Annotated in this window: 22 protein-coding genes; 13 read left to right on the top strand and 9 right to left on the bottom strand. The window is 63.1% G+C overall.

Annotated elements, in window-relative coordinates; genetic code table 11:
- Positions 1-9 precede the first annotated feature (9 nt).
- The 6 genes from C7I85_RS11355 to C7I85_RS11330 all read right to left on the bottom strand — a co-directional run bounded on the left by C7I85_RS11355 (position 10) and on the right by C7I85_RS11330 (position 6,851).
- Positions 10-972 (bottom strand): glycosyltransferase family 2 protein, encoded by a 963-nt coding sequence (locus C7I85_RS11355; RefSeq protein ID WP_106724058.1) that lies wholly within the window; start codon positions 970-972, stop codon positions 10-12.
- A complete protein-coding gene (locus C7I85_RS11350) occupies positions 962-1,924 on the bottom strand; it encodes a glycosyltransferase (protein WP_106724057.1) in 963 nt (320 codons plus the stop codon). Before C7I85_RS11350 ends, C7I85_RS11355 begins: the two co-directional genes overlap by 11 nt.
- Positions 1,921-2,922: a glycosyltransferase family 2 protein gene (locus C7I85_RS11345; RefSeq protein ID WP_106724119.1), complete on the bottom strand. Its 1,002-nt coding sequence runs from the start codon at positions 2,920-2,922 to the stop codon at positions 1,921-1,923. Before C7I85_RS11345 ends, C7I85_RS11350 begins: the two co-directional genes overlap by 4 nt.
- Positions 2,923-2,948: 26 nt before the next feature.
- Positions 2,949-4,127, bottom strand: coding sequence for a glycosyltransferase (locus tag C7I85_RS11340; protein WP_106724056.1), 1,179 nt, complete (start codon positions 4,125-4,127; stop codon positions 2,949-2,951).
- 18 nt (positions 4,128-4,145) lie between these two features.
- Complete coding sequence (locus C7I85_RS11335; RefSeq protein WP_245444891.1) at positions 4,146-4,964, bottom strand: glycoside hydrolase family 16 protein; 819 nt, start codon at positions 4,962-4,964, stop codon at positions 4,146-4,148.
- 402 nt (positions 4,965-5,366) lie between these two features.
- On the bottom strand, positions 5,367-6,851 hold the full coding sequence (locus C7I85_RS11330) for a lipopolysaccharide biosynthesis protein (RefSeq protein ID WP_106724055.1): 1,485 nt from the start codon (positions 6,849-6,851) through the stop codon (positions 5,367-5,369).
- A 132-nt stretch (positions 6,852-6,983) separates the two neighbouring features.
- Between C7I85_RS11330 and C7I85_RS11325 the strand changes: the two genes are divergently transcribed.
- On the top strand, positions 6,984-7,943 hold the full coding sequence (locus C7I85_RS11325) for a glycosyltransferase family 2 protein (protein ID WP_106724054.1): 960 nt from the start codon (positions 6,984-6,986) through the stop codon (positions 7,941-7,943).
- An 11-nt stretch (positions 7,944-7,954) separates the two neighbouring features.
- Positions 7,955-8,905, top strand: a complete 951-nt coding sequence (locus C7I85_RS11320) for a polysaccharide pyruvyl transferase family protein (RefSeq protein ID WP_106724053.1) — start codon at positions 7,955-7,957, stop codon at positions 8,903-8,905.
- Here the strand turns inward: C7I85_RS11320 and C7I85_RS11315 are convergent.
- Together C7I85_RS11315 and C7I85_RS11310 are read right to left on the bottom strand one after the other, a co-directional pair.
- Complete coding sequence (locus C7I85_RS11315; protein WP_106724052.1) at positions 8,896-9,903, bottom strand: glycosyltransferase family 2 protein; 1,008 nt, start codon at positions 9,901-9,903, stop codon at positions 8,896-8,898. The two genes, C7I85_RS11320 and C7I85_RS11315, sit on opposite strands and share 10 nt — an antisense overlap.
- 89 nt (positions 9,904-9,992) lie before the next feature.
- A complete protein-coding gene (locus C7I85_RS11310) occupies positions 9,993-10,265 on the bottom strand; it encodes an exopolysaccharide production repressor protein (RefSeq protein WP_106724051.1) in 273 nt (90 codons plus the stop codon).
- A 624-nt stretch (positions 10,266-10,889) separates the two neighbouring features.
- Between C7I85_RS11310 and C7I85_RS11305 the strand changes: the two genes are divergently transcribed.
- From C7I85_RS11305 to C7I85_RS11255, 11 genes are all read left to right on the top strand, one after another.
- Positions 10,890-11,570 carry a sugar transferase gene (locus C7I85_RS11305; protein WP_106724050.1) on the top strand — a complete coding sequence of 227 codons (681 nt, stop codon included), beginning with the start codon at positions 10,890-10,892 and terminating at the stop codon, positions 11,568-11,570.
- Between the two features lie 132 nt (positions 11,571-11,702).
- A complete protein-coding gene (locus C7I85_RS11300; protein ID WP_106724049.1) occupies positions 11,703-12,899 on the top strand; it encodes a polysaccharide biosynthesis/export family protein in 1,197 nt (398 codons plus the stop codon).
- A gap of 21 nt (positions 12,900-12,920) precedes the next feature.
- Complete coding sequence (locus C7I85_RS11295; protein WP_106724048.1) at positions 12,921-14,189, top strand: O-antigen ligase family protein; 1,269 nt, start codon at positions 12,921-12,923, stop codon at positions 14,187-14,189.
- Entirely contained in the window at positions 14,189-15,265 is a 1,077-nt protein-coding gene (locus tag C7I85_RS11290; RefSeq protein WP_106724047.1) for an acyltransferase family protein, read from the top strand. Before C7I85_RS11295 ends, C7I85_RS11290 begins: the two co-directional genes overlap by 1 nt.
- Before the next feature lie 175 nt (positions 15,266-15,440).
- Positions 15,441-16,241 (top strand): molybdate ABC transporter substrate-binding protein, encoded by an 801-nt coding sequence (modA, locus tag C7I85_RS11285; RefSeq protein ID WP_106724046.1) that lies wholly within the window; start codon positions 15,441-15,443, stop codon positions 16,239-16,241.
- 112 nt (positions 16,242-16,353) lie between these two features.
- On the top strand, positions 16,354-17,055 hold the full coding sequence (gene modB / locus C7I85_RS11280) for a molybdate ABC transporter permease subunit (RefSeq protein WP_106724045.1): 702 nt from the start codon (positions 16,354-16,356) through the stop codon (positions 17,053-17,055).
- Complete coding sequence (gene modC, locus C7I85_RS11275; protein ID WP_106724044.1) at positions 17,052-18,161, top strand: molybdenum ABC transporter ATP-binding protein; 1,110 nt, start codon at positions 17,052-17,054, stop codon at positions 18,159-18,161. Before modB ends, modC begins: the two co-directional genes overlap by 4 nt.
- 22 nt (positions 18,162-18,183) lie before the next feature.
- Entirely contained in the window at positions 18,184-18,525 is a 342-nt protein-coding gene (locus C7I85_RS11270; protein ID WP_106724043.1) for a winged helix-turn-helix domain-containing protein, read from the top strand.
- 171 nt (positions 18,526-18,696) lie between these two features.
- On the top strand, positions 18,697-20,031 hold the full coding sequence (locus C7I85_RS11265) for an NAD(P)H-dependent oxidoreductase (protein WP_106724042.1): 1,335 nt from the start codon (positions 18,697-18,699) through the stop codon (positions 20,029-20,031).
- Positions 20,032-20,111: 80 nt separating this feature from the next.
- Positions 20,112-20,354: a type II toxin-antitoxin system VapB family antitoxin gene (locus C7I85_RS11260; protein ID WP_106724041.1), complete on the top strand. Its 243-nt coding sequence runs from the start codon at positions 20,112-20,114 to the stop codon at positions 20,352-20,354.
- A complete protein-coding gene (locus tag C7I85_RS11255; protein ID WP_106724040.1) occupies positions 20,354-20,746 on the top strand; it encodes a type II toxin-antitoxin system VapC family toxin in 393 nt (130 codons plus the stop codon). Before C7I85_RS11260 ends, C7I85_RS11255 begins: the two co-directional genes overlap by 1 nt.
- 7 nt (positions 20,747-20,753) lie before the next feature.
- Here C7I85_RS11255 and proC read toward each other — a convergent pair whose 3' ends face one another.
- Complete coding sequence (gene proC / locus C7I85_RS11250) at positions 20,754-21,566, bottom strand: pyrroline-5-carboxylate reductase (protein ID WP_106724039.1); 813 nt, start codon at positions 21,564-21,566, stop codon at positions 20,754-20,756.
- Positions 21,567-21,580 lie beyond the last annotated feature (14 nt).

Below are 21,580 nucleotides of genomic sequence, written 5' to 3'. Positions count from 1 at the left end.
CCGTGCAGTTCAGCCTGGCTGGCCGAGTGCGCGGCGTGTTTGGAATGTTGCTGCAAGCCGCCGCAAACGCGCGGCGATCGGCATCTTGAGGTGTCTGAGCGCGACCGGGTCGCGGAGCGCAGCGCCCGCTGCCTTGAGCGGCGCGCGGTCCTTCAGGTGCTGCACCAGCGATAGAAACGCGGCAGCCTCCTTAAGGCTGCGAGTGCGTCGCGCCTGTGCTGCGCGCGCGGCGGGATCCATCTCATGGCTGCCGAAAAACAGTGCATCCGCGGCAAGCATCGCCTCGACGTGGTGCAACTCCATAACGCGCGAGATGGAACCCTCGCGGATGTGGTAGGCGTAACCCACCTCGGGTTCGATCACGCAGCGGGCACCCTTGGCCAGGGCCGAGGCGAGGAAGATGTAGTCTTCGCCTATGCGCAACTGCTCATCGTAGCGCAGCGCATGCTGCTCAATGAACTCGCGCTGGAACACGGGCTTCATGTAGCCGAAGGAGAAGGTCTCCTCGAACATGATGTTGGCGGCGATGAAATCGGCGAGCGTCAGCTCGCTCTTTTCTGCAAGCTGCGCGCTTTCGAACATCATTTCGCGGTTGCCGTCGGCATCGCGGACGACTTCGAGATTGTCGACGACGATCTGCGCGTTTGCGCTCTCGGCGAGGCCGATCATGCGGGCAAGCCGCCCCGGCGCAACGGTGTCGTCGGAATCGAGCACTGCAACCCACCGCCCACGCGCGACCGAAAAACCAACGTTGCGAGCACCGCCCGGACCGCGATTTTGCCCGAGCGACACCACGTGGACGCATTCTTCGGGGAACGAACGGGCGATCTCGACCGTCCGGTCGCGCGAGCAATCGTCGACCACGACGACCTCGACAGAAACGTCCTTCTGGTCGAGCGCGCTACGTATCGCGCGTGCCACGGAAGTTTCGGCGTTATAGGCCGCTATGACGAAAGTCACATCAAGCCGCATTGCCGCGCTTTCCCGCAGTTTGCCGCTCGCCATATTGTTTGATCTCCTGCGCGCCAAGAAGTCCGCTAACGGCGCCGACATGCATAACGCCGCGGAGTGCGAAACGGTTGCGTCTGTCGGCAAAGATTGCATTGGCCCCAGCCGCAACGAAGCAATAGGCAGCCTTGGCGGCGGCAAGGCCAACCCGCGGCCAGACCGCACGATTGGGCTGCAATTCCGTGAGCAATCGCCCATGGGTCTGTCCGGCCCGGAAGCGCCTTTTCATCAGCCAGGACAGCTCAGTGCGCTCGGCAGGCACAGGTTCCACGACCAGCGCCGATGGGGCGAAAGCGATCCTGCCGCCGGCCTGGTGGAGCCGTGCAAAATATTCGGTATCCTCTCCGCCGCTACGCCCGCGGGCCAGGTTGAAGCGGCGTCCGGCAAGTTTTGGCGACGTGCGGCGCAGTAATACGTTCCCGCTGTAGCCTGTGTGGATTTCGCCGTTGACGAATATCGGCTTTGTCGAGTGGAAGTCGCCCTGGCTCATCCAGTCCGGCGCTCCGGGCCCATAGACCGCCTGGACCGGGCCGAGAACGGCGTCGGCGCCAGTGGTGTCCGCAATCTTCAGCAACTCGGCCAGCCATTCGGGGGAAGCTGTCGAGTCGTCGTCGATGAAGGCGAGGAAATCGCCCCCGCCGCTTTCCAGGCAGGTATTGCGCGCCAGCGAAATGTTCGCCGCAGGGCAGTGAACATAGGCGAGCTCGAACGGCAGTTCGCCGGCCAGTGCATAGACGAGGCTGCGGGCGCTGGGTTCGACATCGTTGTCGGCCACGATAACGCGCAGCACAGTGTTTGCGGGTATGCTCAACGCTGCGAGCGAGCGCAGCGTGTGCTCGAGTTCGGCCCGGCGGAAGGTACAGACGCCGATGTCGACCCGCCGGGGTTTCGATCGCTGGGTACGGGGCGCGTTCATGCCGCCTTCTCCTCGCGCTTGCGGAAATTGAGGAGTTGCAGCCAGAACCCGGCCGACCAGGCCAGATGCATGACCATGGCCGAGAAGCCGGCAAGCGGCCCATAGGGGTTGCGCTGGCCAAGCGCCATCCACACGCCGTAGCCAAGGCAGATCGCGGCCCACATGAATGCCGGCAACACGGCCACCCAGTTGAGCACCGCGAGCGATGCGCCGGCAACCACGGGAAAGACCATCAGCGGGATCATCTGCCGGGCCTTTGGCATGACCTGGTGCTTCAGGATGTTTTTGGCGCGCCCTCGGCCATAGCCCAGATACTGCTTGAACAGCCCGCGTACGGTGGCCCTCGGATAGTAGACCATGAAGGTCTTGTCGGTCATCCACAGGCGGTGACCGGCGGCGCGCAGCCGATAGTCCAACTCGGCATCCTCGTTGTGGCTGAAGCTCTCGTCATAACCGCCGACGGCGCGGAACGCGCTCACCCGCATGAAGGCATGATGGCCGTGGTCGGTCCAATGCCCTCGCGCGCCCTGCCGATGCGGCGAACCGCCATTGCCGAGCCGGGAGTTCTGCGCCATGGCCGTTGCCTTCTGGAACGCGCCGAAGCCGCGCGTGGCCATTGCAACCACGACCGAGTCCGCATGCGTCTGCTCGGCCTCCTCGATCAGCCGATCGCAATAGTCGGCCGGGTAGTCGCCATGCGCATCGATACGGATGAAGCTGTGAAACACATGGCCGAACTGCTCGACCGCGAGATTGACCGCCGCACTCTGGATCTTCTTGGGATTGTGCAGGAGCAGCACGCGCGGATTGGTGGCCGCAATCGTCGTCACGATCTGCGGCGTTCCGTCGGTGCTGCCGCCGTCGACCACGATGATCGCCATGTCGAGGCGTTCTGCGGACGGCGTCAGCCGCTTGATCAACGCCTCGATGTTCTCCGCCTCGTTGAGGCAGGGGATCACCACCATGCAGGGCGTGGCCGGCAGCTTCGCTTCGGTCATTGTCGTGTTCATCAAATTCGCCGTTCTCACGCCGTCTGCAACATGGCTGCGGGTTCGACGCGGGCGGTAAGCCCCTTCAGTCGCTCGACCAGCGCCAGGCAGTCGCGCCGGTCGCAGACCCATGTGCCGCGGTCCTCAGCGGCTATCCTGTCGCGCATAGCTGCAAAGCTCTCGGCATCGATGGTGCCCAGCAGCGTGGTCAAGGCTTCGACCGATGCCGCCTCGAGCCGAAGACCCATATGCCGTTCGGCCAGGAAGCGGCCGGTTTCGGTATCGGCCATGGCAATGGGCACTGCGCCATGCAGGCAGCCCTCATAGAGCCGGTTGGGCAGCAGCCAGCTGGAATTCAGCCCTTCCTCGAAGAAGTCGATTGCCCAGGCGAAGTGGACCTGGCCATAGATCGCGGCGAGATCTTCCGGATTGCGGTAGGCGCCCTCGAAGCGCATGTGCGGCTCGGCCGCGACGAAGCCGTCGAAATCGGCGAACTCCGTATATGCCGGGCGGCCGCGCAGCACGACCTTGAAGCGCCCCTCGGCCTGCTGCGTGAATGCGCCGAGCAGCTCAAGCGATTTCCTGCACCTCAACGCACCGAACCAGCCGATGACCCATGGCTCGCCGGCAGCCGGCAGAGGGGCGGCACCGTTGCCGGCTGGCGCCGGGCGGCGGTGCAGTTCCAGAACCTTGTTCTGCAGCAGCGCCACCGGCGCGTCGATCTGGGAAAAGCGCTCAAAATAATCGCGCACGAAGGCGGGGGAGCTCGTCATCAGCAGCGAGGCCTTGCCGCCGAGCATCCGCTCCGCCGCCCGCATGACACGCGAGACGCCGCCATTTCCGAGCAGCAGCCGATGGATGTCGAGGCACTCGTAGACCACGGGCATGTCGCCGCCGAACATCGACCTGGCCCGGCGGGCGAGCGCCAGCATCTCGAGGTTCCGGCCGATGATGACGTCGGGCCTGCGCACGCCGCACAGGCGCGCGCCGAGCCCAAGTGCTGCCTTGCCGACGGCAGTAAGGCGCTGGGCGAATTTGCCGTCATGCGTCTGTCCGAGGTCTATCGGCGACAGCGCCTCCAGCCCGGCCGTGGCCTTGTCAGCGCGGCGGAACCCCGCCAGCGTCACCTTGGCGCCACCGGCCTGCAGCATGTCCACCCGCCGGCGCACCGCCGGATCGGACAGGTCATGCACGAGGTAGAGTACGTGCAACATCGAGGCTACTCCGCGTTGCTATTTCAGCTTGCAGACAACCGATTCAGGAAATTGGCAGGGTTCGCCCGGCGCCGTGTAGGCGACGCGCTTGATTTCGGCCGCGATCGGGCCCGCAGGTTCGACGAAGGCGCCCATCCAGGACTTCAGCGTGCCGCTGCCCCAGAGGCTCATGTAGATCTTGGATGGATGAGACGGAATTTTCGCCGGGTTGGTTTCCTCGCCGGCCAGCTTGCCGTCGACATACCAGCGGATGCGATTCTTCTCCCAGACGAAGGCGTAGTCGTGAAAGCCCTTGCTGGCGCCGCCCGGCACGTCGACCAGCGCCGCGCTGCCCACGCTCTTGGCGTTCACATACTGGTTGAGCTGCACCTTCGACGGATCCTTGCCCAGGATCTCGAAGTCGATCTCGTCATGCGGCTGACCGTGGGTTGGCCCGATATAGGTGAAGAAGCCGGTGTTGAGGCCCGAGCCGGCCGCCGTCTTCATGCGCACTTCGAAGGTGCCATAGCCGAAGCGCGCATTGGTCTGGATTTCGCCGCAGACATGGTTGCGGTCTTTCAGCTTCTGCTTGGCGAAGCCGAGCTTCAGCGTGCCGGCGGAAACCGAGACCTGATCTTTCGACCAGATGCAGTTCTGGTGGTCGCCGTTCGACCAGCCGTCGGAGATGTACCAGCGCTGTTTGTTGAGACTGTCGAAATTCTCGACGAAGGATTTCCCGATGGCGTCCTGGGCGTGCAGGCTTGCCACATTTGCAAACGACGAGAGGATCACTGTTCCAAGTCCCAGCGCAAGGAGCGCAGGATTGATTCGAGTCTGGTCCGTCGCGGTTGAAATCACGGGGTCTCCCTGTCTGCTGCGGCGGCTAAAAAACGGTGCCGCCTGTCCAAATCATTCAGAATGCTGCATTGCACTTAGGACAGGGTAGAGATGAGAATGTGACGCCAGCCGGAAATCCCCAGTCGTCACGGGTAACATTTTGTAAGCGCTCGTTAATCCGGCCGCGAGCTCGCTTAGCCGGCCGGGCCTCGGGCCTCCGTGTTTCTCCGGAAAACCGCGCCGATCCGGTCCCGCAAATCGGTCACGAACGCGCTCTGGCCGTCGAGGGCAACAAGGCGGTCGGAACAGCGCTGCGCTTAGGCCGTCAATTCGTCGATGCGGGAGGAGACATGGTTGCCCCGGTTGCTTGGCATCCGGTGTTTGCACGTACCCCTCCCGCGACGAAATTGTGGCACGCGCCGTTCAACTGCTCGCTTCGGCACTTGCCTGCGGGGCACGCCGGTCTTTCACCAGTTGCAGCAGCTTGCGCAGAAGCGCTCGCTCGGTCAGCAGCACCAGAAGCCCGTAGATGATCGCACCGGCAACGCTGCCGATCACCAGCTGCCAGACCGCATTCGGCACCGTGTCCTTGATCTGGTCGAGCAGGAAGCGGACCGCCACTGCCATGATCACGGCGGTGATCATCGGCCGGCTGGTCACGTAGAGCCCGGACAGGAAGGCCGTGCCATTTGTGCGGAACACCGCCCAGGAGTAGAAAATCAGCGTCACGGCATTGGCCACGCAAAGCCACACCATCGCTGCCACGAGGCCGTCGGTCATCGCGCCATAGCTCACCGCGCCGTAGACGAGAGCGGCGCGTATCACCGCCACCCACCAGAGCACATTGCTGCGGCCGGCTCCCTTCAGATAGGGAATGAAGGTGCTGCAGGGCGACATGATGCCCTTCGACAGGGCCAGCAGGCCGAGCACCGGCCAGGCAGAGGCCCATTGCTTTCCGAAGATCACCAGCATTGCAGGCTCCGCGACGGCCCAGATGCCGAACATCATGGGAGCGAGGAAAATGGTGCAAACCTGCGTACTTAGCATCAGCGCGTTGGAGCGGCGCTCCTGCTCGCCATGCATGTGACTGAAGACGGGAAACAGCACGCCCATCAGCGCCGAAAGCACGACCTGGTTGGGAATACTGGAAAAGCGGTTGGCGGCCGAATAGGCGCCCGCGTCGGTCAGGCCCAGATGGCGCGACACGACCACCAGCGGCGACTGGAAGGTGATGAAATTGAAGATCTCCGACCCGGTGATGCCCAGGCTGTATTTGGTCAGCCCGGCAATCTTGCGCGGCGAAGCAGACAGGCTTGGCCTGTAGCCGGTGGCGTAAAAGAGCCCCCCAAGCCTTACGAGCGCAGAGGAAAACAGCTGCGCCACCAGCGCCCACACGCCCCAGCCAAGCAATGCCAGGCCCAGGGCCACCACCGCGCCCACGCATTCGGAAATCACGCTCCAGGCCGCGTCCTTGTCGAAGGCCATGCGGCGGGCAAGCAGCGAATAGGCCACGTCACCGCAGAGCTGGATGGGGATCAGCAGCGCCATGATGCGGAGCAGATAGGCGGCGTCCGGCGCGCCCAGCAGTCCGGCGAACGGCTCTGCCCACAGGTAGAGCACTGCGCCCATCACGGTCGCCATCAGAAGGTTGGCCCAGAAGACCGAATGGACGGTCTCCATGTCCTCCTCCTTTTGGAGCACCAGGGAGGTGGCAAGTCCGGCGCTGCCGATCATCGTCAGGAACATCACCACGGTCTGTGCGACCGCCACCACGCCGAACTCCTGCGGGGTGAGGATGCGGGCCAGGATCGGGACGGTGACAAACTTCAGCCCGAATGTGCTGGTCTTCGAAAGGACGCTCCAGCCAACATTGTTTGTCACAGTCTTCAGATTAATTGCTGGCGCCATGAACGAGCCCCGTTTGTCATTGCGTAAAGGGCTGCATCGTCAACGAGCCCGGTTTTCGGGCCATCGAATCGCGAGCCGGTCGAGACCTTCGCTAGCCTGCGAGCCTCCCTGGATTTTTTAAGGCACGAAAGAATGACGAAGTGCACTGCCATCATTCCATACTACCAGCGAGAGCCCGGAATCCTGCGCCGCGCGCTAGATTCCGTATTCGCCCAGAGCCATGCGGATTATGACGTCATCGTCGTTGACGATGCCTCGCCTCTGCCGGTCGAAGCCGATCTCGATGGGCTTTCGCTGGAAGAGAGGGCGCGAATAACGGTTATAAAACAAGACAATGCCGGTCCCGGTGGGGCCCGCAACACGGGGCTCGATCATGTTCCGGCAAACAGTGCCTACGCCGCCTTTCTTGATTCCGACGACGCGTGGGCCCCCGACCACCTGAAGAATGCTGTGGGCGGCATGTCACTTTTTGATGCCGACTGTTACTGGGCCTCGATCGCGGGCAGCGAGGCCTTCTACTATCACTTCGGCGTTTCCGACCTCGCTGGCACCACCGAGCTCAACCGGCTGTCGGACGATCCGCCGCTGGTCGAGGTTCCCGACCTCGCCGGCGTGATGCTGAAGAACTGGAGCTTCATGCATCTGTCCTGCATGGTCATCGGCAGGAGCCTTTTCCGCAACATCCGTTTCGAAGCCTCGCTGCGGCTTGCGGCCGAGGATGTGCTGTTCTTCTACGACTGCGTTCGCGCTGCCCGCCGCACGGTGCTCAGCGAAAGTGTGGGCGCGACGCGGGGCGAGGGGATCAACATCTTCCACGGCATGGATTCGGACTCGCCGCAGTTCCTGAAGCAGCAATTCAACACCTGGGTGGCGCTCGACCGGCTCGAAAGCAGGTTCGCGCACGGGCCCACGGACCTGGCCTCGATCCATTCCTACAAACAGACTGCCCGAAATCAGGCTCTCTGGGGCCAGGCGCGACTGGTTAAGCGGCGCAAGGCCCCCCAACTGCGCCTGCTTGCGCAATGGGCCTGGCGCGACCCGCGCATATTGCGCAACGCGCTCGAACTCGCCGTCGCCAAGATCGCCAAATAGGAGGCCGCCCCATGCATCCATTCTATTGGGAATCCGCCCACGGCAATTTCGGCGATGACCTGAACCTCTGGCTCTGGGATTTTCTGCTGCCCGGCTTTCGGGACGTTCACCCCGATGTGCTTCTGGTCGGCGTCGGCACGGTGCTCAATCGCGCGCTGCTGCCGGGCGGCGTAAAGAAACTCGTGGTCGGTAGCGGTTTCGGTTACGGCTCGCTCCCTGATTTCTCCGATGCGGCGGAATGGGACATTCGCTGCGTTCGCGGACCGCTGACCGCTGGCAAGCTCGGCCTCGGGGCAGATCTAGGCATCGTCGATCCGGCTGTGATGGTGGCCGAAATGCCAGAGTTCCGGAACCTGCCGAAGACCGGCGGCGCGATCTTCGTTCCCCATTGGGAGTCGACTGTCGGCGGCCTGTGGCCGGTCGTCTGCAAGACGGCCGGGCTAGGCTATGTCGACCCTTGCGGTGAGGCGAAGTCGGTCATTCGAGCCATCGCGCAGGCAGATTTGGTCGTGGCCGAGTCCATGCATGCGGCGATCCTCGCCGACGCCTTTCGCGTGCCCTGGGTGGCAGTCAGCACGTCGCGCTCGATCAACAGCTTCAAGTGGCAGGACTGGGCGACAAGCCTCGGCGTCACTTACAGTCCGCGCCACGTGCCCATCTCCTCGCGCGCCGAGGCCATCGCCAAGGGCGCCCGTTTCTGGGGCATGGAGTTCGAAAGCAGGGCGCAGGAAAGTGAGAACCCTAACAATCGCGAGTTCGACGAGAGCCTTGTAATCACGCGGGCTGAGCCTTCGCGCTCAAGCCTGCGCGGCCTGGCGAAGCAGGCGCTGGCCATGCCTTCCACGCTGGCGCTGTGGCAGGCGCGCCGGGCAAAGCCACAACTGAGCTCGGATGCCATGCTTGCCGAGCGCAAGGATCGGTTTCGCGAGGTGCTGGACGGAATTCGCCGCGACTACCGTTGAGCGGTAGGTCGCGCGGCTAATAGATAGCGGGGAGCGGCAGGTCCGCTCTCCGTCGTCCGCTTCCGCGCCCTGAAGGCGTCGAGCTTGTCGCCCGCGACGCCGCCGACGACGGCGGGCAAGGCGGCGGGCCGGGTCAGTGCGCGCAAACCTGCCCGTGCCAGACCAAGCTCTCGCCTTTCGTCCAGAAAGCGCCGCAGCTCGAAGCGCCCGCGAATGTGGCGTTCGTGCCGGTCGAGCGCACGGCGCGCATGGGGCGGCAGATCATCCGCAGCAAGTATCGCCCGGTCGGCTTCGTAAAGGCGTTGCAGGTCGAGCGTCCGGTGCTGGCCACTTAGGGAGTCGTGCCGCACCACCGCGCCATAGCCGCAGCTGTGCACCACCTTGTAGTGCGCGCCGCGCGTCAGCGCCCGCGCATAGAGATCATAGTCTTCGCCCAGGCGCAGTTCCTCGCGATAGCGCAGCCCATGCGCATCGAGGAATGCTCGGCGCATCACCGGCTTCAGGAAACCAATTTCGCCACGCGAGGCGCCGCGCCGGGAGATGTTGCCTTCGACAAAGGCGGCAAGGTCGAGGAAGCGCGGCTCAGGCGCGAAGGCTGGCACCTCCAGCGCCATGTCCGCGTTCCGCGCGTCGATGAATACGATGTTGTCCGCGACGAAGTCCCAATCATCCCCTCCAAGCAGCATCCCGAAGCGGCCGGGGAGAAAAAAGTCGTCGGCGTCGAGGATCGCGATCAGCGGTGCGGAGGAATTCGCGATCGCGTGGTTGCGGGCGAATGCCGGCCCCCTGTTCGTTTCCAGGCGAAGGATGCGCAACCGGCCGCTGCCGTCATCAGCGCCGAATGAAACCTCTGCCGTGGCGTCGCTCGAGCCGTCGTCGACCACGAGCACCTCGCTGACCTGCGGCTCACGTAACGCCGAGCCTATCGCCCGGTCGATCGTTCTCGCAGCATTCTTGGCCGCGATGACTACGCATACCGATGCCTGGCCCGATGTCATGCGCCTCTCCGTTTCGCCATGCCATCCGCCAGAGGCGGAATCACAGGCGGATGGTTGGCAGCCGTGGGCGGCGATTATGTGACAGGCAGTTAACGGTGAGGTGAGCGGGGCACGCCAGGCAAGCGGCGAGCCTCATCGCCCGGCGCCTTTGCAGCTTCGGCTTCGTTCGTGGCGCCCTTAGGCTTGCGGCCTTCGCGCCAGACGAGAAACAAAACCGCCAAAAAATAGCCGATCTGCAGGAGAACGGCGCAGATGACGGTCTGGATGAAGGTGGTCCACAGCGAGTGGGTGACGAAGTAGGTCGTTATCGCGAATGCCACCAGCACTCCGATGAGGCCGCGAAAAAACAGCACGAAGGACATAGCCCTATGTCCTCATGCAATTCACGCGCAAGGGTGCGCAAAAATTCATACCCGTCGCCTTCCGCCCAAGTACGCGCTGCCGGTTTGCAGCTACCGTTGCCCATCTAGTCTTCGAATTCTTTCGAAGGGCAGCTGCCATCGCATTGACGCGTACGTTGCGTCTATATTGGAGCGCAAAACGAGCCGCAACATGGCAGAGCGTTTCATTTTCGTCTCGATAGATGAACAGATCGCCTGAATCTTCGCGAAATTTCTTCCATTCGACGACTCTTGCGCTGCGATCCGTGCACTCGATCACCTTTGGCGTATTTTAGTTTAGATTTTAGGAAATAAAATAAATATTTAGAATAACTATGATGGATTTCAGGCCAGAACTTGAATTTTTCACGAAGTATAAAATCTCGTTACGGAAAAGGACGCGTCGTCGATGAACTTTTTCGAGCGTTAGACAGAATATGTTATCAGGCATGCCGTTTGTTGTAATCGGTCGTTACAAAATATGATCAGATAATTTAGAATTGTCTGAATTTGATCACAGACTTGGCCTATCTGCTGGCCAGCCGACGTCGTGTTGCAGTGCGGCATCCTATTTCGCCCAAGCCATTTTTACCGCGGAGCTGCCATATGAAATATGCTGCCAAGTTGGCCAGTTTGTCCCTTCGGTCCAGGTCCGGATGCAAGGCGCAGCCGCCGATCGGCGGCGCCATAAAGCGCGGTTTCGACATCGTCGGCGCTTCGGCAGGGCTGCTCCTGTTGAGCCCGCTGCTCATGATGCTGGCGGCGCTGGTGAAAGCGACCGATGGCGGCAGCATCGTTTACGGGCACCGCCGAATCGGCCGCCACGGCAAGGTCTTCCGATGCCTGAAGTTCCGCACCATGGTCCAAAATGGCGACCAGGTGCTGGCCGATTACCTCGCACGCAACCCGCATATGCGCGAGGAGTGGGAGGCCACCCGCAAGTTGCAGGACGATCCGCGCATCACCCGCGTGGGATCCGTGCTGCGCAAGCTCAGCCTCGACGAGCTGCCGCAACTGGTGAACATTCTGCGCGGCGAGATGAGCATCGTTGGGCCCCGTCCCGTGGTTCAGGACGAACTTGAACTCTATGGCCCAGCAGCCGACTACTATCTGTCGACGCGGCCGGGGCTCACCGGCCTGTGGCAGGTCAGCGGCCGCAATGACGTGTCCTACAATGCCCGCGTGGCCTTCGACCGCCACTATGTCGAGAATTGGTCCTTCACCTTCGATCTGAAGATCATCGCCAAGACCGTGCCGGCGGTGCTGTCGTCGCGCGGCAGCTACTGAGTTGCGAGGCATTCGACGCCGCAACCGCCCGAAACGCAGCCAGGAATACCCCAGTTGACCAGACAGACCAGAACAGCCACGCCGCGTAAGCCCACCGGTATCCGTTTCTCCGCGGCAGGTCTTGCCCTCTCCATGGCGTGCTGCGCGCTGCTTGCCCCCTCGTTCGCGCGGGCCGAAGACTACCGCCTCGGCACCATGGATCGTCTGCGCATCCGCGTGGTCGAATGGCGCACGGCCGAGGGCGCCGTGCGCGACTGGTCGACGGTGAGCGGAGACTATACGGTCGGGTCCTCCGGCAACATTTCGCTGCCGTTCCTCGGCGAGTTGCCCGCCGGCGGCAAGACGCCGGCGGAAATCGCCGACGCGATCGGCACCGAGCTGCAGCAGAAATTCGGTCTCCTCGACAAGCCGGAAGCCTCCGTGGAACTCGCCGAATACCGGCCCGTGTTCCTGTCCGGCGACGTGCAGTCACCGGGCCGTTATCCATTCGCGCCTAACCTTACTGTCCTGAAGGCGGTCAGCCTCGGGGGCGGCCTGCGCAGGGCGACAGATGCCGGGCTGCGCATTGAGCGCGATTTCATCAATGCGCGCGGCAATTACGATGTGCTGGTCGCACAGCGCGATGGGCTGTTGGCGCGCCGTGCGAGATTGCTGGCGGAAGCCGAGGGCAAAGCCGAGATCGACTTCCCGGCAGAGCTGCAGAAGACCGAGGCAGGCCAGAAGCTGATTGCCGACGAGACCGCGTTCAAGGACGCGCGCGAGAAGCGCCTGAGTGTACAGCTCGCTTCGCTGGAGGACCTCAAGACGCTGCTCCAGAACGAGGTCGGCTCGCTCGAAAAGAAGATCGAAACCCAGAACCGCCAAGTGGAGCTGTCGCGTAAGGAGCTTGGCGATGTCGGCAATCTCGCCAATCGCGGGCTCGTGGTGAATTCACGCGTGCTGACGCTGGAGCGTTCCATCGCCGAACTGGAAGGCAAGGTGCTCGACATGGAAACGTCCATTCTCCGCGCCAAGCAGGACATCAGCAAAGCCACGCAGGATGCCGTCAATCTGCAAAGCGACCGCGAAGCCCAGGTCGCTCAGGATCGCCAGCAGGCCGAAGGGGACATCGAGGCGCTGAACCTCAAGATCGCGATGTATCGCGACCTGATGGGCGAGGCGCTCTCCCACGGGCCGGCCGTCGCGAAAAGCGATCAGGCCCCCACGATTGCCTATTCCATCGTGCGCGAAAAGGACGGCAAGACCATCGAAACGCCGGCCGACGAGAACACCCCTGTGCTGCCGGGAGATGTCATCAAGATCGGCGTTGCGCTGCCTGCCGTGCGCTGAGCGGTGGCGCCGGGACCGCTTATGAAGATTGCCAAGGCTCGCTTCGTCAGCCCCGACAGCAACTTTGCCTATGGCTTCGTTGCGGTGGCGCTGTCGATTTTCATCTTTGCCTATTCGACGCGCTTCGGCCAGGCGCCGATCCTGCTTTATTACGCGCTCTGGCTGCCGCTCGTTCTGGTCGACTATCGTCAGTCTCTCGGCAACTACCTGAAATTCCACTGGGTTGTCGCCTTCGGACTGCTGACCTGCCTGTCGGTGTTCTGGTCGGCGGCACCGGGCGTAACGGCGCGAGCCGGCTTGCAGTACATGTCGCACATCGTCTGCGCGCTGATTGCCGCGCGCACCGTCGGCGTGCGAACGCTCACCCTTGGCGTGCTCACGGGCGTCTGTCTCGTGGTGCTCTATTCGCTGGCCTTCGGCGGCTATCACTACGATCCGCTGGACGGCAATTACAGTTTCGTCGGCGCCTTCTCGTCCAAGAACCTGCTCGGTTTCTTCTCCTCGCTCGGCATCTATTTCGGTTTTGCCGCGCTGTTCATCCTGCGTGAGCGTGGGCTGTGGGCGCTGCTGGCTCTCGCCACCTTCGGCCTTGCCGGCTATGCGCTGATCGCCTCGCAGTCTGCCACTTCAATCATCGCGACAGTGGCCACGCTCGCCATGCTAATGGGGTTGCGCGCACTGCTGCTGTTTGCGCCGCGCACGCGAAAGACGTTTTTCCTCGTCGTACCGATCGCCGGGCTGTTCGTGGTCTTCATCGGCCTCAACGCCGGCGGCGTCGACCTGTTGCTCGGCGCCTTCGGCAAGGATTCGACGCTCACCGGCCGCACCTATCTCTGGGGCGAAGGCCTTGCCGCCTGGGCCCAGGCGCCGACGTTCGGCGTCGGTTACCAGGCCTATTGGGTGCAGGGCTTTTCAGAGGCCGAGCGGCTGTGGGAGGAGTTTTATATCGGCTCGCGCAGCGGCTTCCATTTCCACAACACCTATATCGAGGTGCTGGTCGAGCTCGGCGTCACGGGCTTGCTGCTGTTGGCGCTTGTCTTGCTGCGCGTTCTCGTCGGCCATCTGGTGCGGCTTCTCGACGATGCCGACAACGTCGCCTCGCATGTGATGGTAGGCCTAGCCGCCATGCTTGCCGTGCGCTCCTTCTTCGAGGTCGACGTCATCCATCCCTATGCCGTGGGCTCCTTCATGCTCTACTACGCAGCCGGGGTTGCGGCGAGTTCGCCGGCAACCAGTCGGCTGGTGGCGCAGGAGCCGGCGGCAGCGCCTCCCGGCTTGCGTCACGCCTGATGCAAAAACTCTTCGGCATCCAGTATCTGCGCGGGCTGGCCGCGCTGGCGGTCGTGGTTTTCCATGCGGCCGAGCGCACTGGCGGCCACTTCGCCATTGGCGCGGCCGGCGTCGACGTGTTCTTCGTCGTCAGCGGCTTCATCATGTGGACGATCTCGCAAAACCGGCCCGTCACGCCTGCCCAATTCCTGCGCGATCGGCTGGAACGAATTGCGCCCGTCTACTGGATCGCGACGGTGGCGATGGTCGTAGGAGCGGCGGTGGGACTGTTCCCGAACCTCCAGCTGTCATTGGGCCACGTCCTGGGTTCACTCGTCTTCATCCCCGTTCGTTCGCCGAGCACAGGCGATGTCTGGCCGGTGCTCGTGCAGGGGTGGACGCTGAACTACGAGATGTTTTTCTACGTGGTCTTTGCAGGCGCGCTGCTGTTGCCGGCCCGGCGTAGGCTCGCGGCACTTACTGCCGTCCTGGTGGGGCTTGCGACATTGGGGCTGATCTTCGAAAGCCGCAACCCGCTGCTGGTGACCTATACCAATCCGATCATCCTCGAATTCCTGCTCGGCGCGCTGATCGGCAAGCTCTGGCTCGATGAACGTATCGCGGACCCCACGACCGGACTGGGCCTGATCCTAGTTGCAGCCCTCGGCTTTTCCTTCGTCGGCTTTACCGATGCCGGCTTCACGCCGCTCGTCTTCGGTCCGCTGGCGGCGGCACTGGTGGTCGGCACGCTGGCGCTCGAGCGGGGTGGCCTGATCGATGGCTGGCGCCCGGCTGCCTATATCGGCGACGCTTCCTATTCGATCTACCTTTGGCACACCTTCGCGATATCCGTGGTGGCGAAGCTCGCGACCGCCCTCTCGCTGTCTGTCTGGATTGCCCTGCCGCTTGCCGTATTGGGTGGAGTGGCGATCGGCATTGCCGGCTACGAATTGCTCGAAAAGCCGATTGCGCGGGCGTTGAAGCGCCGGGAGCGGACAAAGCCGTTTCCGCTCCCCAAGCTTCAGGATTGGCAGGCCTTGCGAAACCTTCGCCGCCTGCTGCGCCTGCGCTGGATCCGCCTTCGCGAAAACGTCTGAACGCCGGACAATCGCCTCCGGTCACCGGACTATCAGCCCATAGTCATCCTTACCGCCGGATCCAAAGGCCGTTTAGGAAAATCCGGCTGGATGGTTATATCGGTATGGATATATCGGATGAAGTGACATAGCTTGCTCCCATCCTGAATCAACAGCTTCGCAGAGAGGGAGTGCCATGCTGACGCGTAGAGGTTTCGGAATCCGGTTTGCAGCTGCCGTTGGCGGCATGGTGGCCATGTTGCTCACGGCCGTGCCGGCTTCGCAGGCTGCCGACAATGTCGTGGTCTTTGCCGCCGCCAGCCTGAAGAACGCACTCGACGCGATCAACGGCGCCTGGAAGGCCGACGGCCACGAGCCTGCCACCATCTCCTATGCGGCCAGCTCGGCGCTGGCCAAGCAGATCGAAGGCGGCGCCCCGGCCGACGTGTTCATCTCGGCCGACCTCGACTGGATGAAGTACCTGGCGGACAAGAAGCTCACCAAGACCGACACCGAAGTTCAGCTCCTCGGCAATCGCATCGTGCTGATCACTGGGAAAGACTCTTCGGCCGCCACGACGATCGAACCGAATTTCGACCTCGCCAAGCTGGTGGGCGACGGCAAGCTGGCGATGGCCGACGTGAAGGCCGTGCCGGCTGGCAAGTACGGCAAGGCCGCGCTTGAAAAGCTCGGCGTCTGGTCGTCGGTGGAAAACAAGGTGGCTCAGGCAGAGAATGTCCGCGCTGCGCTGAAACTCGTCGCCACCGGGGAGGCGCCGCTCGGCATCGTCTACCAGACCGACGCCGCCGCTGATCCCGAGGTGAAGATCATCGCGACCTTCCCGCAGGAAACGCATGCGCCGATCATCTATCCGGCTGCAGTCCTGGCGGACTCGAAGAACGAGGATGCAGCCAAGTTCCTCGACTATCTGAAGTCGGCCAAGGCCAAGCCGCTGTTCGAGGAACAGGGTTTCACGGTTCTGGTGCCGGCGAACTAAGGCTGGGCTTGCGGAAAGGACCGCACAAGCGGATTTCGGGAGTGGAAACCGAAATCTCGGTCTATAGATTGCGCATGGGCGTTTGGCAGAAATCGCAGGGAGGATTGGGGGCATGAGCTGGCTGCAGCTCAGCCCCGAAGAGTGGACCGCGGTCCGCTTGTCGCTCAAGGTTGCGACCTGGGCGATGATCGTGAGCCTGCCGATCGGCATCTGCGTAGCACTTCTGCTGGCGCGCGGAAAATTCTGGGGCAAGTCGCTGCTCAACGGCATCGTCCACCTTCCGCTGATCCTGCCGCCGGTTGTCACCGGCTATCTGTTGCTCATCACCTTTGGCCGGCGCGGTCCCATCGGCGCCTTCCTGGCCGACAATTTCGGCATTGTCTTTTCGTTTCGCTGGACGGGCGCTGCTCTTGCCTGCGGCGTCATGGGCTTTCCGCTGATGGTTCGCGCCATCTGGCTGTCCATCGAGGCGGTCGACCGCAAGCTGGAGGCGGCGGCCGGCACACTCGGCGCCAATCGGGCCTGGGTGTTCTTCACCGTCACGCTGCCGCTGATCATGCCGGGCATCATCGCCGGGATGATCCTGTCCTTCGCCAAGGCGATGGGCGAGTTTGGCGCCACCATCACCTTCGTGTCCAACATTCCGGGCGAAACGCAAACCCTGCCGACCGCCATCTACACCTTCACCCAGGTGCCGGGCGGCGACATCGGGGCGCTGCGCCTGACCCTTGTCTCCATCGTCATTTCGATGACAGCCCTGATCGCCTCCGAGACGTTTTCGCGGCGATTGGGCAAGAGGCTCGACCTCCAATGACGGTCGCGGTCGACATCAGCCACCGACTCGGTGCCTTCACGCTCGACGCACGTTTCGAGAGCGCTGGTAGGCTGACGGCTCTCTTCGGGCCTTCCGGCTCCGGCAAGACCTCATTGGTCAACCTCATTGGGGGGCTTCTGAAGCCCGATCGCGGGCGAATTGCCGCCGAGGGCCGCGTCTTCGTCGACACGGCGCAAAAGCTGTTCGTGCCGGCTCACAAGCGGCGCATCGGCTATGTGTTTCAGGAGCCGAGGCTGTTCCCGCATATGAGCGTGCGGGCGAACCTGCTCTACGGCCGCTGGTTCACGCCATCGGCCGAGCGCTACGAGGACCTCGACCGGGTCGTAGATCTGCTTGGCATCAGGCATCTGCTGGAGCGCCGGCCAAGCCATCTGTCCGGCGGCGAAAAGCAGCGTGTCGCGATCGGGCGTGCGCTGCTGACCAGCCCGCGCCTGCTGCTCATGGACGAGCCGCTCGCCTCGCTCGATGATGCCCGCAAGGCCGAGATCATGCCCTATCTGGAGCGACTGCGCGACGAGACGAAAATACCCATCGTCTATGTGAGCCACTCCGTTTCCGAGGTGGCTCGGCTGGCGAGCGACGTGGTCGTGCTGTCGCATGGCAAGATCGTAGCCTTCGGACCGACCGGGGCGATCATGCAGCGCCTGGACCTCTTGCCCAAGGAGTCGCAGGGCGAGGGCGGTACCGTTCTCGACATGAGGGTGGCCGGGCATGACGATGAATTCGAAATGACCATCCTGCGCTCGACCGCCGGCGAGATCCGTGTGCCACGGGTCGACACGGCCCCGGGAAGCGCGGTTCGGGTGCGAATTCGTGCGCGCGACGTGATGATCGCAACGGAGTTGCCGCGGGGGCTCAGCGCACTCAATGTGCTGGCCGGCAAGGTGGCGAGCATAGACACGTCCGACGGGGCAACCGTGGAAGTCCGGATCGACTGCAATGGCGAGATGGTCTTGTCGCGCATCACCCGCCAGTCGATGAACGCACTGGGGCTAGCCGTTGGCCTGCCGGTTTTTGCGGTGATCAAAACGGTGGCTTTCGATCAGGAAAACTTGTCCCGAACGGGAGCCTTGCATGATATCTAGCGTCCGAAAGGAATGCGATCACATGCCGTCACTCACTCTGCGGATAAATTTGGACCCACAAGGCCGGATCGGCCCTGGCAAGATCGAGCTGCTCGAGCAGATCGCGGCCTTCGGCTCGATTTCGGCCGCCGCGCGGGCCATGAACATGTCCTACAAGCGCGCCTGGGACCTGGTGGAGGAGATGAACAAGCTGTTTGGCAAGCCGCTCGTTTCGGCTCAGACCGGCGGCAAGCACGGCGGCGGCGCGCAGCTGACGCCGGTCGGGCTTTCGGTGGTCACCCGTTTCCGGGCCATCGAGCGCGCGGCTGTTGCCGCAGCTGCCCCGCAGATGGCGGCATTGCAGGCAGAGATCGAGGCGCACTGAACCGAAAGCACGGGCGACCTTGGGCTCGCGGGCATAGACCACACGCAGGCACATCTCCTGCGACGACCTTGCCGGCCGATTGTGCTATTGTGTGACTGGACGCGCGGGCGTTTCCTTGGCAAGACGGTCGCGCATTAGAACGCTTTTCCCAAGACAAGCATCGGACCTGCCATGACCAATGTTGCCCTCACCGGGCTTGCCCGTGATCTCGCCAAACGTGCAGAGGAGGGGCGTCCGGTGCGCATCGGCGTCATCGGCTCCGGCGAGATGGGCACCGATCTGGTCACCCAGACGATGCTGATGAAGGGCGTTGAAGTCTGCGCCATTTCCACGCGCCGCCCGCACACGGCGCATGCAGCCATCGAGATCGCTTATGGCGACGACGCCAAGGCGCGCGAGGCGGACACCCCCTCCAAGGTCACCGAGGCAATCGAGGCTGGTAAGATCGCCATCACCTCCAACGAGATGCTGGTCACCAACCCGCTGATCGACGTGGTCATCGACGCCACCGGCAAGCCGGGCGTCGCCGCCGATTTCGACCTGATGGCCATGGAGCACGGCAAGCACCTCGTCATGATGAATGTCGAGGCCGACGTCACCATCGGCGCCTATCTGAAGAAGCAGGCGGACAAGCTCGGGGTCGTCTATTCGGTCGGCGCGGGCGATGAGCCGTCAAGCTGCATGGAACTCATCGAGTTCGCCACCGCGCTCGGCTACACCATCGTCTCGGCCGGCAAGGGCAAGAACAATCCGCTCAACCACGATGCCGTGCCGGACGACTACCGCGAGGAGGCGGAACGCCGGAACATGAACCCGCGCATGCTGGTGGAGTTCATCGACGGCTCAAAAACCATGGTCGAGATGGCTGCAATCGCCAATGCCACCGGCCTCGTGCCCGACAGGCCGGGGATGCACGGTCCCAAAGTCGACCGCGACAATCTAGCGAAAGTGCTGATCCCGCAGGAGGCCGGTGGCGTCCTGAGCCGTAAGGGCGTGGTGGACTACACCATCGGCAAGGGCGTGGCGCCGGGCGTCTTCGTGGTGGTCGAAGCAACGCACCCGCGCATCATCGAGCGCATGGACGATCTGCACATCGGCCACGGGCCCTACTATGCCTTCTTCCGGCCCTACCACCTGACGTCGCTGGAAGTGCCGCTGACCGCCGCGCGCATCATGCTCTACGGCCGGCCCGATATGGTGCCGCTGCCGCGCCCGGTGGCCGAGGTCTGTGCGGTTGCCAAGCGCGATCTCGCAACCGGCGAGACCTTCGACGCCATCGGCGAAACCTGCTACCGCTCCTGGACCATGACGGTGGAGGAAGCCCGCGCCAGCCGTGCGGTTCCCGTCGGCCTGCTCGAAGGCGGCAAGGTGCTGAAGCCGGTCAAGAAGGGCGAACTGCTCACCACCGAAAACGCCGCGCCCGACTCCACCACGCGCCTCTTCGACCTGCGCCGCAGGCAGGACGAGATGCTTTATGGCGTCAAGGAACTGGCGGCAGGAGAATAACCGGAGCCCAAACCTCGCGCCATGGCAATGTCATGACAGACGCGCTATATTGTATTGACGGCGCGTTTGAGGTGTAGGCCATGAATCTGCAGATCAGAGACCCGCGAGCCCATGAGCTGGCACGCAAACTGGCGGAAAAGCGCAAGGTCTCAATGACGGAAGCGGTTATCGAGGCGCTTGAGGCCGAGCTCCGGCGCGAGAGCGACCGTACGCCTCTGCCCGATCGGCTTGCGCATATCGCTGAGGAGCTCAAGGCGAAAGCAGGCCAGGGCGGCCGCAGCATGAGCAAGGAAGAAATCGACGAAATGTGGGGTCATTCCTGATGTTCGTCGATACCTCCGTCATCGTTGCGATCCTGGCCGGGGAAGTGGACGCGACGCGTTGGAGCAATCGGCTTGAACAAGCATCAGGAAAAGTAACCTCTGCGTTGGTCATTCTGGAGGCAGCAATGCGGCTGTCCACATTGCTTGCCATTGAGCCGGTGGCGGTTGGTGTGGCGATTGAGGCTTTCCTGCAGGAAGCAGAGATCGAGATTGCGCCAATAGCCGATGTCGAAGCTGGGATCGCAATCCAGGCCTTCTCTGACTACGGCAAGGGGCGCGGCCATCCCGCGCAACTCAACCTTGCCGACTGTCTTTCATACGCATGTGCGAAGTCCAGGGGGATTTCGCTGCTCTATAAGGGCAACGACTTTTCCCACACTGACCTCGGTTAGGGCCGCGTCACTTCCCCAGCTCGATCGAGCGCAGGCGGGCCGCTTCTACGGCTTCCGTCAGCAGCGTCTTCAGCCGGTCATCGCCCATCAGGACGTTGAGTGCGGCCGCGGTGGTGCCGTTGGGGCTGGTCACCTGCTGGCGTAGCAGGCCCGGCTCCTCGCCGCTCTCGGCGGCAAGGCTGGCCGCGCCATAGACCGTCTGCATGGCAAGAAGTTTTGCCGTCTCAGTCGGCAGGCCGGCGTGCTCGGCCGCGGCTGTCAAGGCCTCGATGAAATGGAAGATGTAGGCCGGGCCCGAGCCGGAAACCGCCGTCACCGCGTCCATCAGCTTCTCGTCGTCGACAGTCGCCACCGCGCCGCTGGCGGCGAGAAGCTCGTCGACGAATTTTTTGGTTTCGGGCCGGACATGAGCATTGGCGTAGACCACCATCATGCCCTTGCCGATGGCAGCCGGCGTGTTGGGCATCACGCGGATGATCGGGGTTTTGTCCCCGAGCACTTCCTCGAAGGTGGCGATGGGCGTGCCAGCAGCCACGCTCACGAAGCTGGTCTGGCCGTTGCCGAGGTGCTTGTAGCCGGCCGTGACGTCTCGGATGACCTGCGGCTTCACCGCCAGAACCACCAGTTCGGGCGTGCCAGCGGGGAGGTCAGCGGCGCTGGCGCCGGTCGTTACGCCAAGCTTCTCCGCCCGTGCGCGCAACTCGGTATTGGGCTCCGCCACGAAAGTCTCCGACGGGATCAGCTGCCCCGACTTCAGCCAACCGGCCAACATCGCATGTCCCATGTTGCCGCAACCGACGAGCACAACTTTCACGGTCATTCATTCCTCCTGAA

Origin of the sequence: Pseudaminobacter soli (ex Li et al. 2025) (assembly GCF_003012705.1) — a bacterium.
Taxonomy (GTDB): Bacteria; Pseudomonadota; Alphaproteobacteria; order Rhizobiales; family Rhizobiaceae; genus Pseudaminobacter; species Pseudaminobacter soli.
Note: the sequence above shows the minus strand (reverse complement) of the source record. Positions and strands in the feature narration are given on the sequence as shown.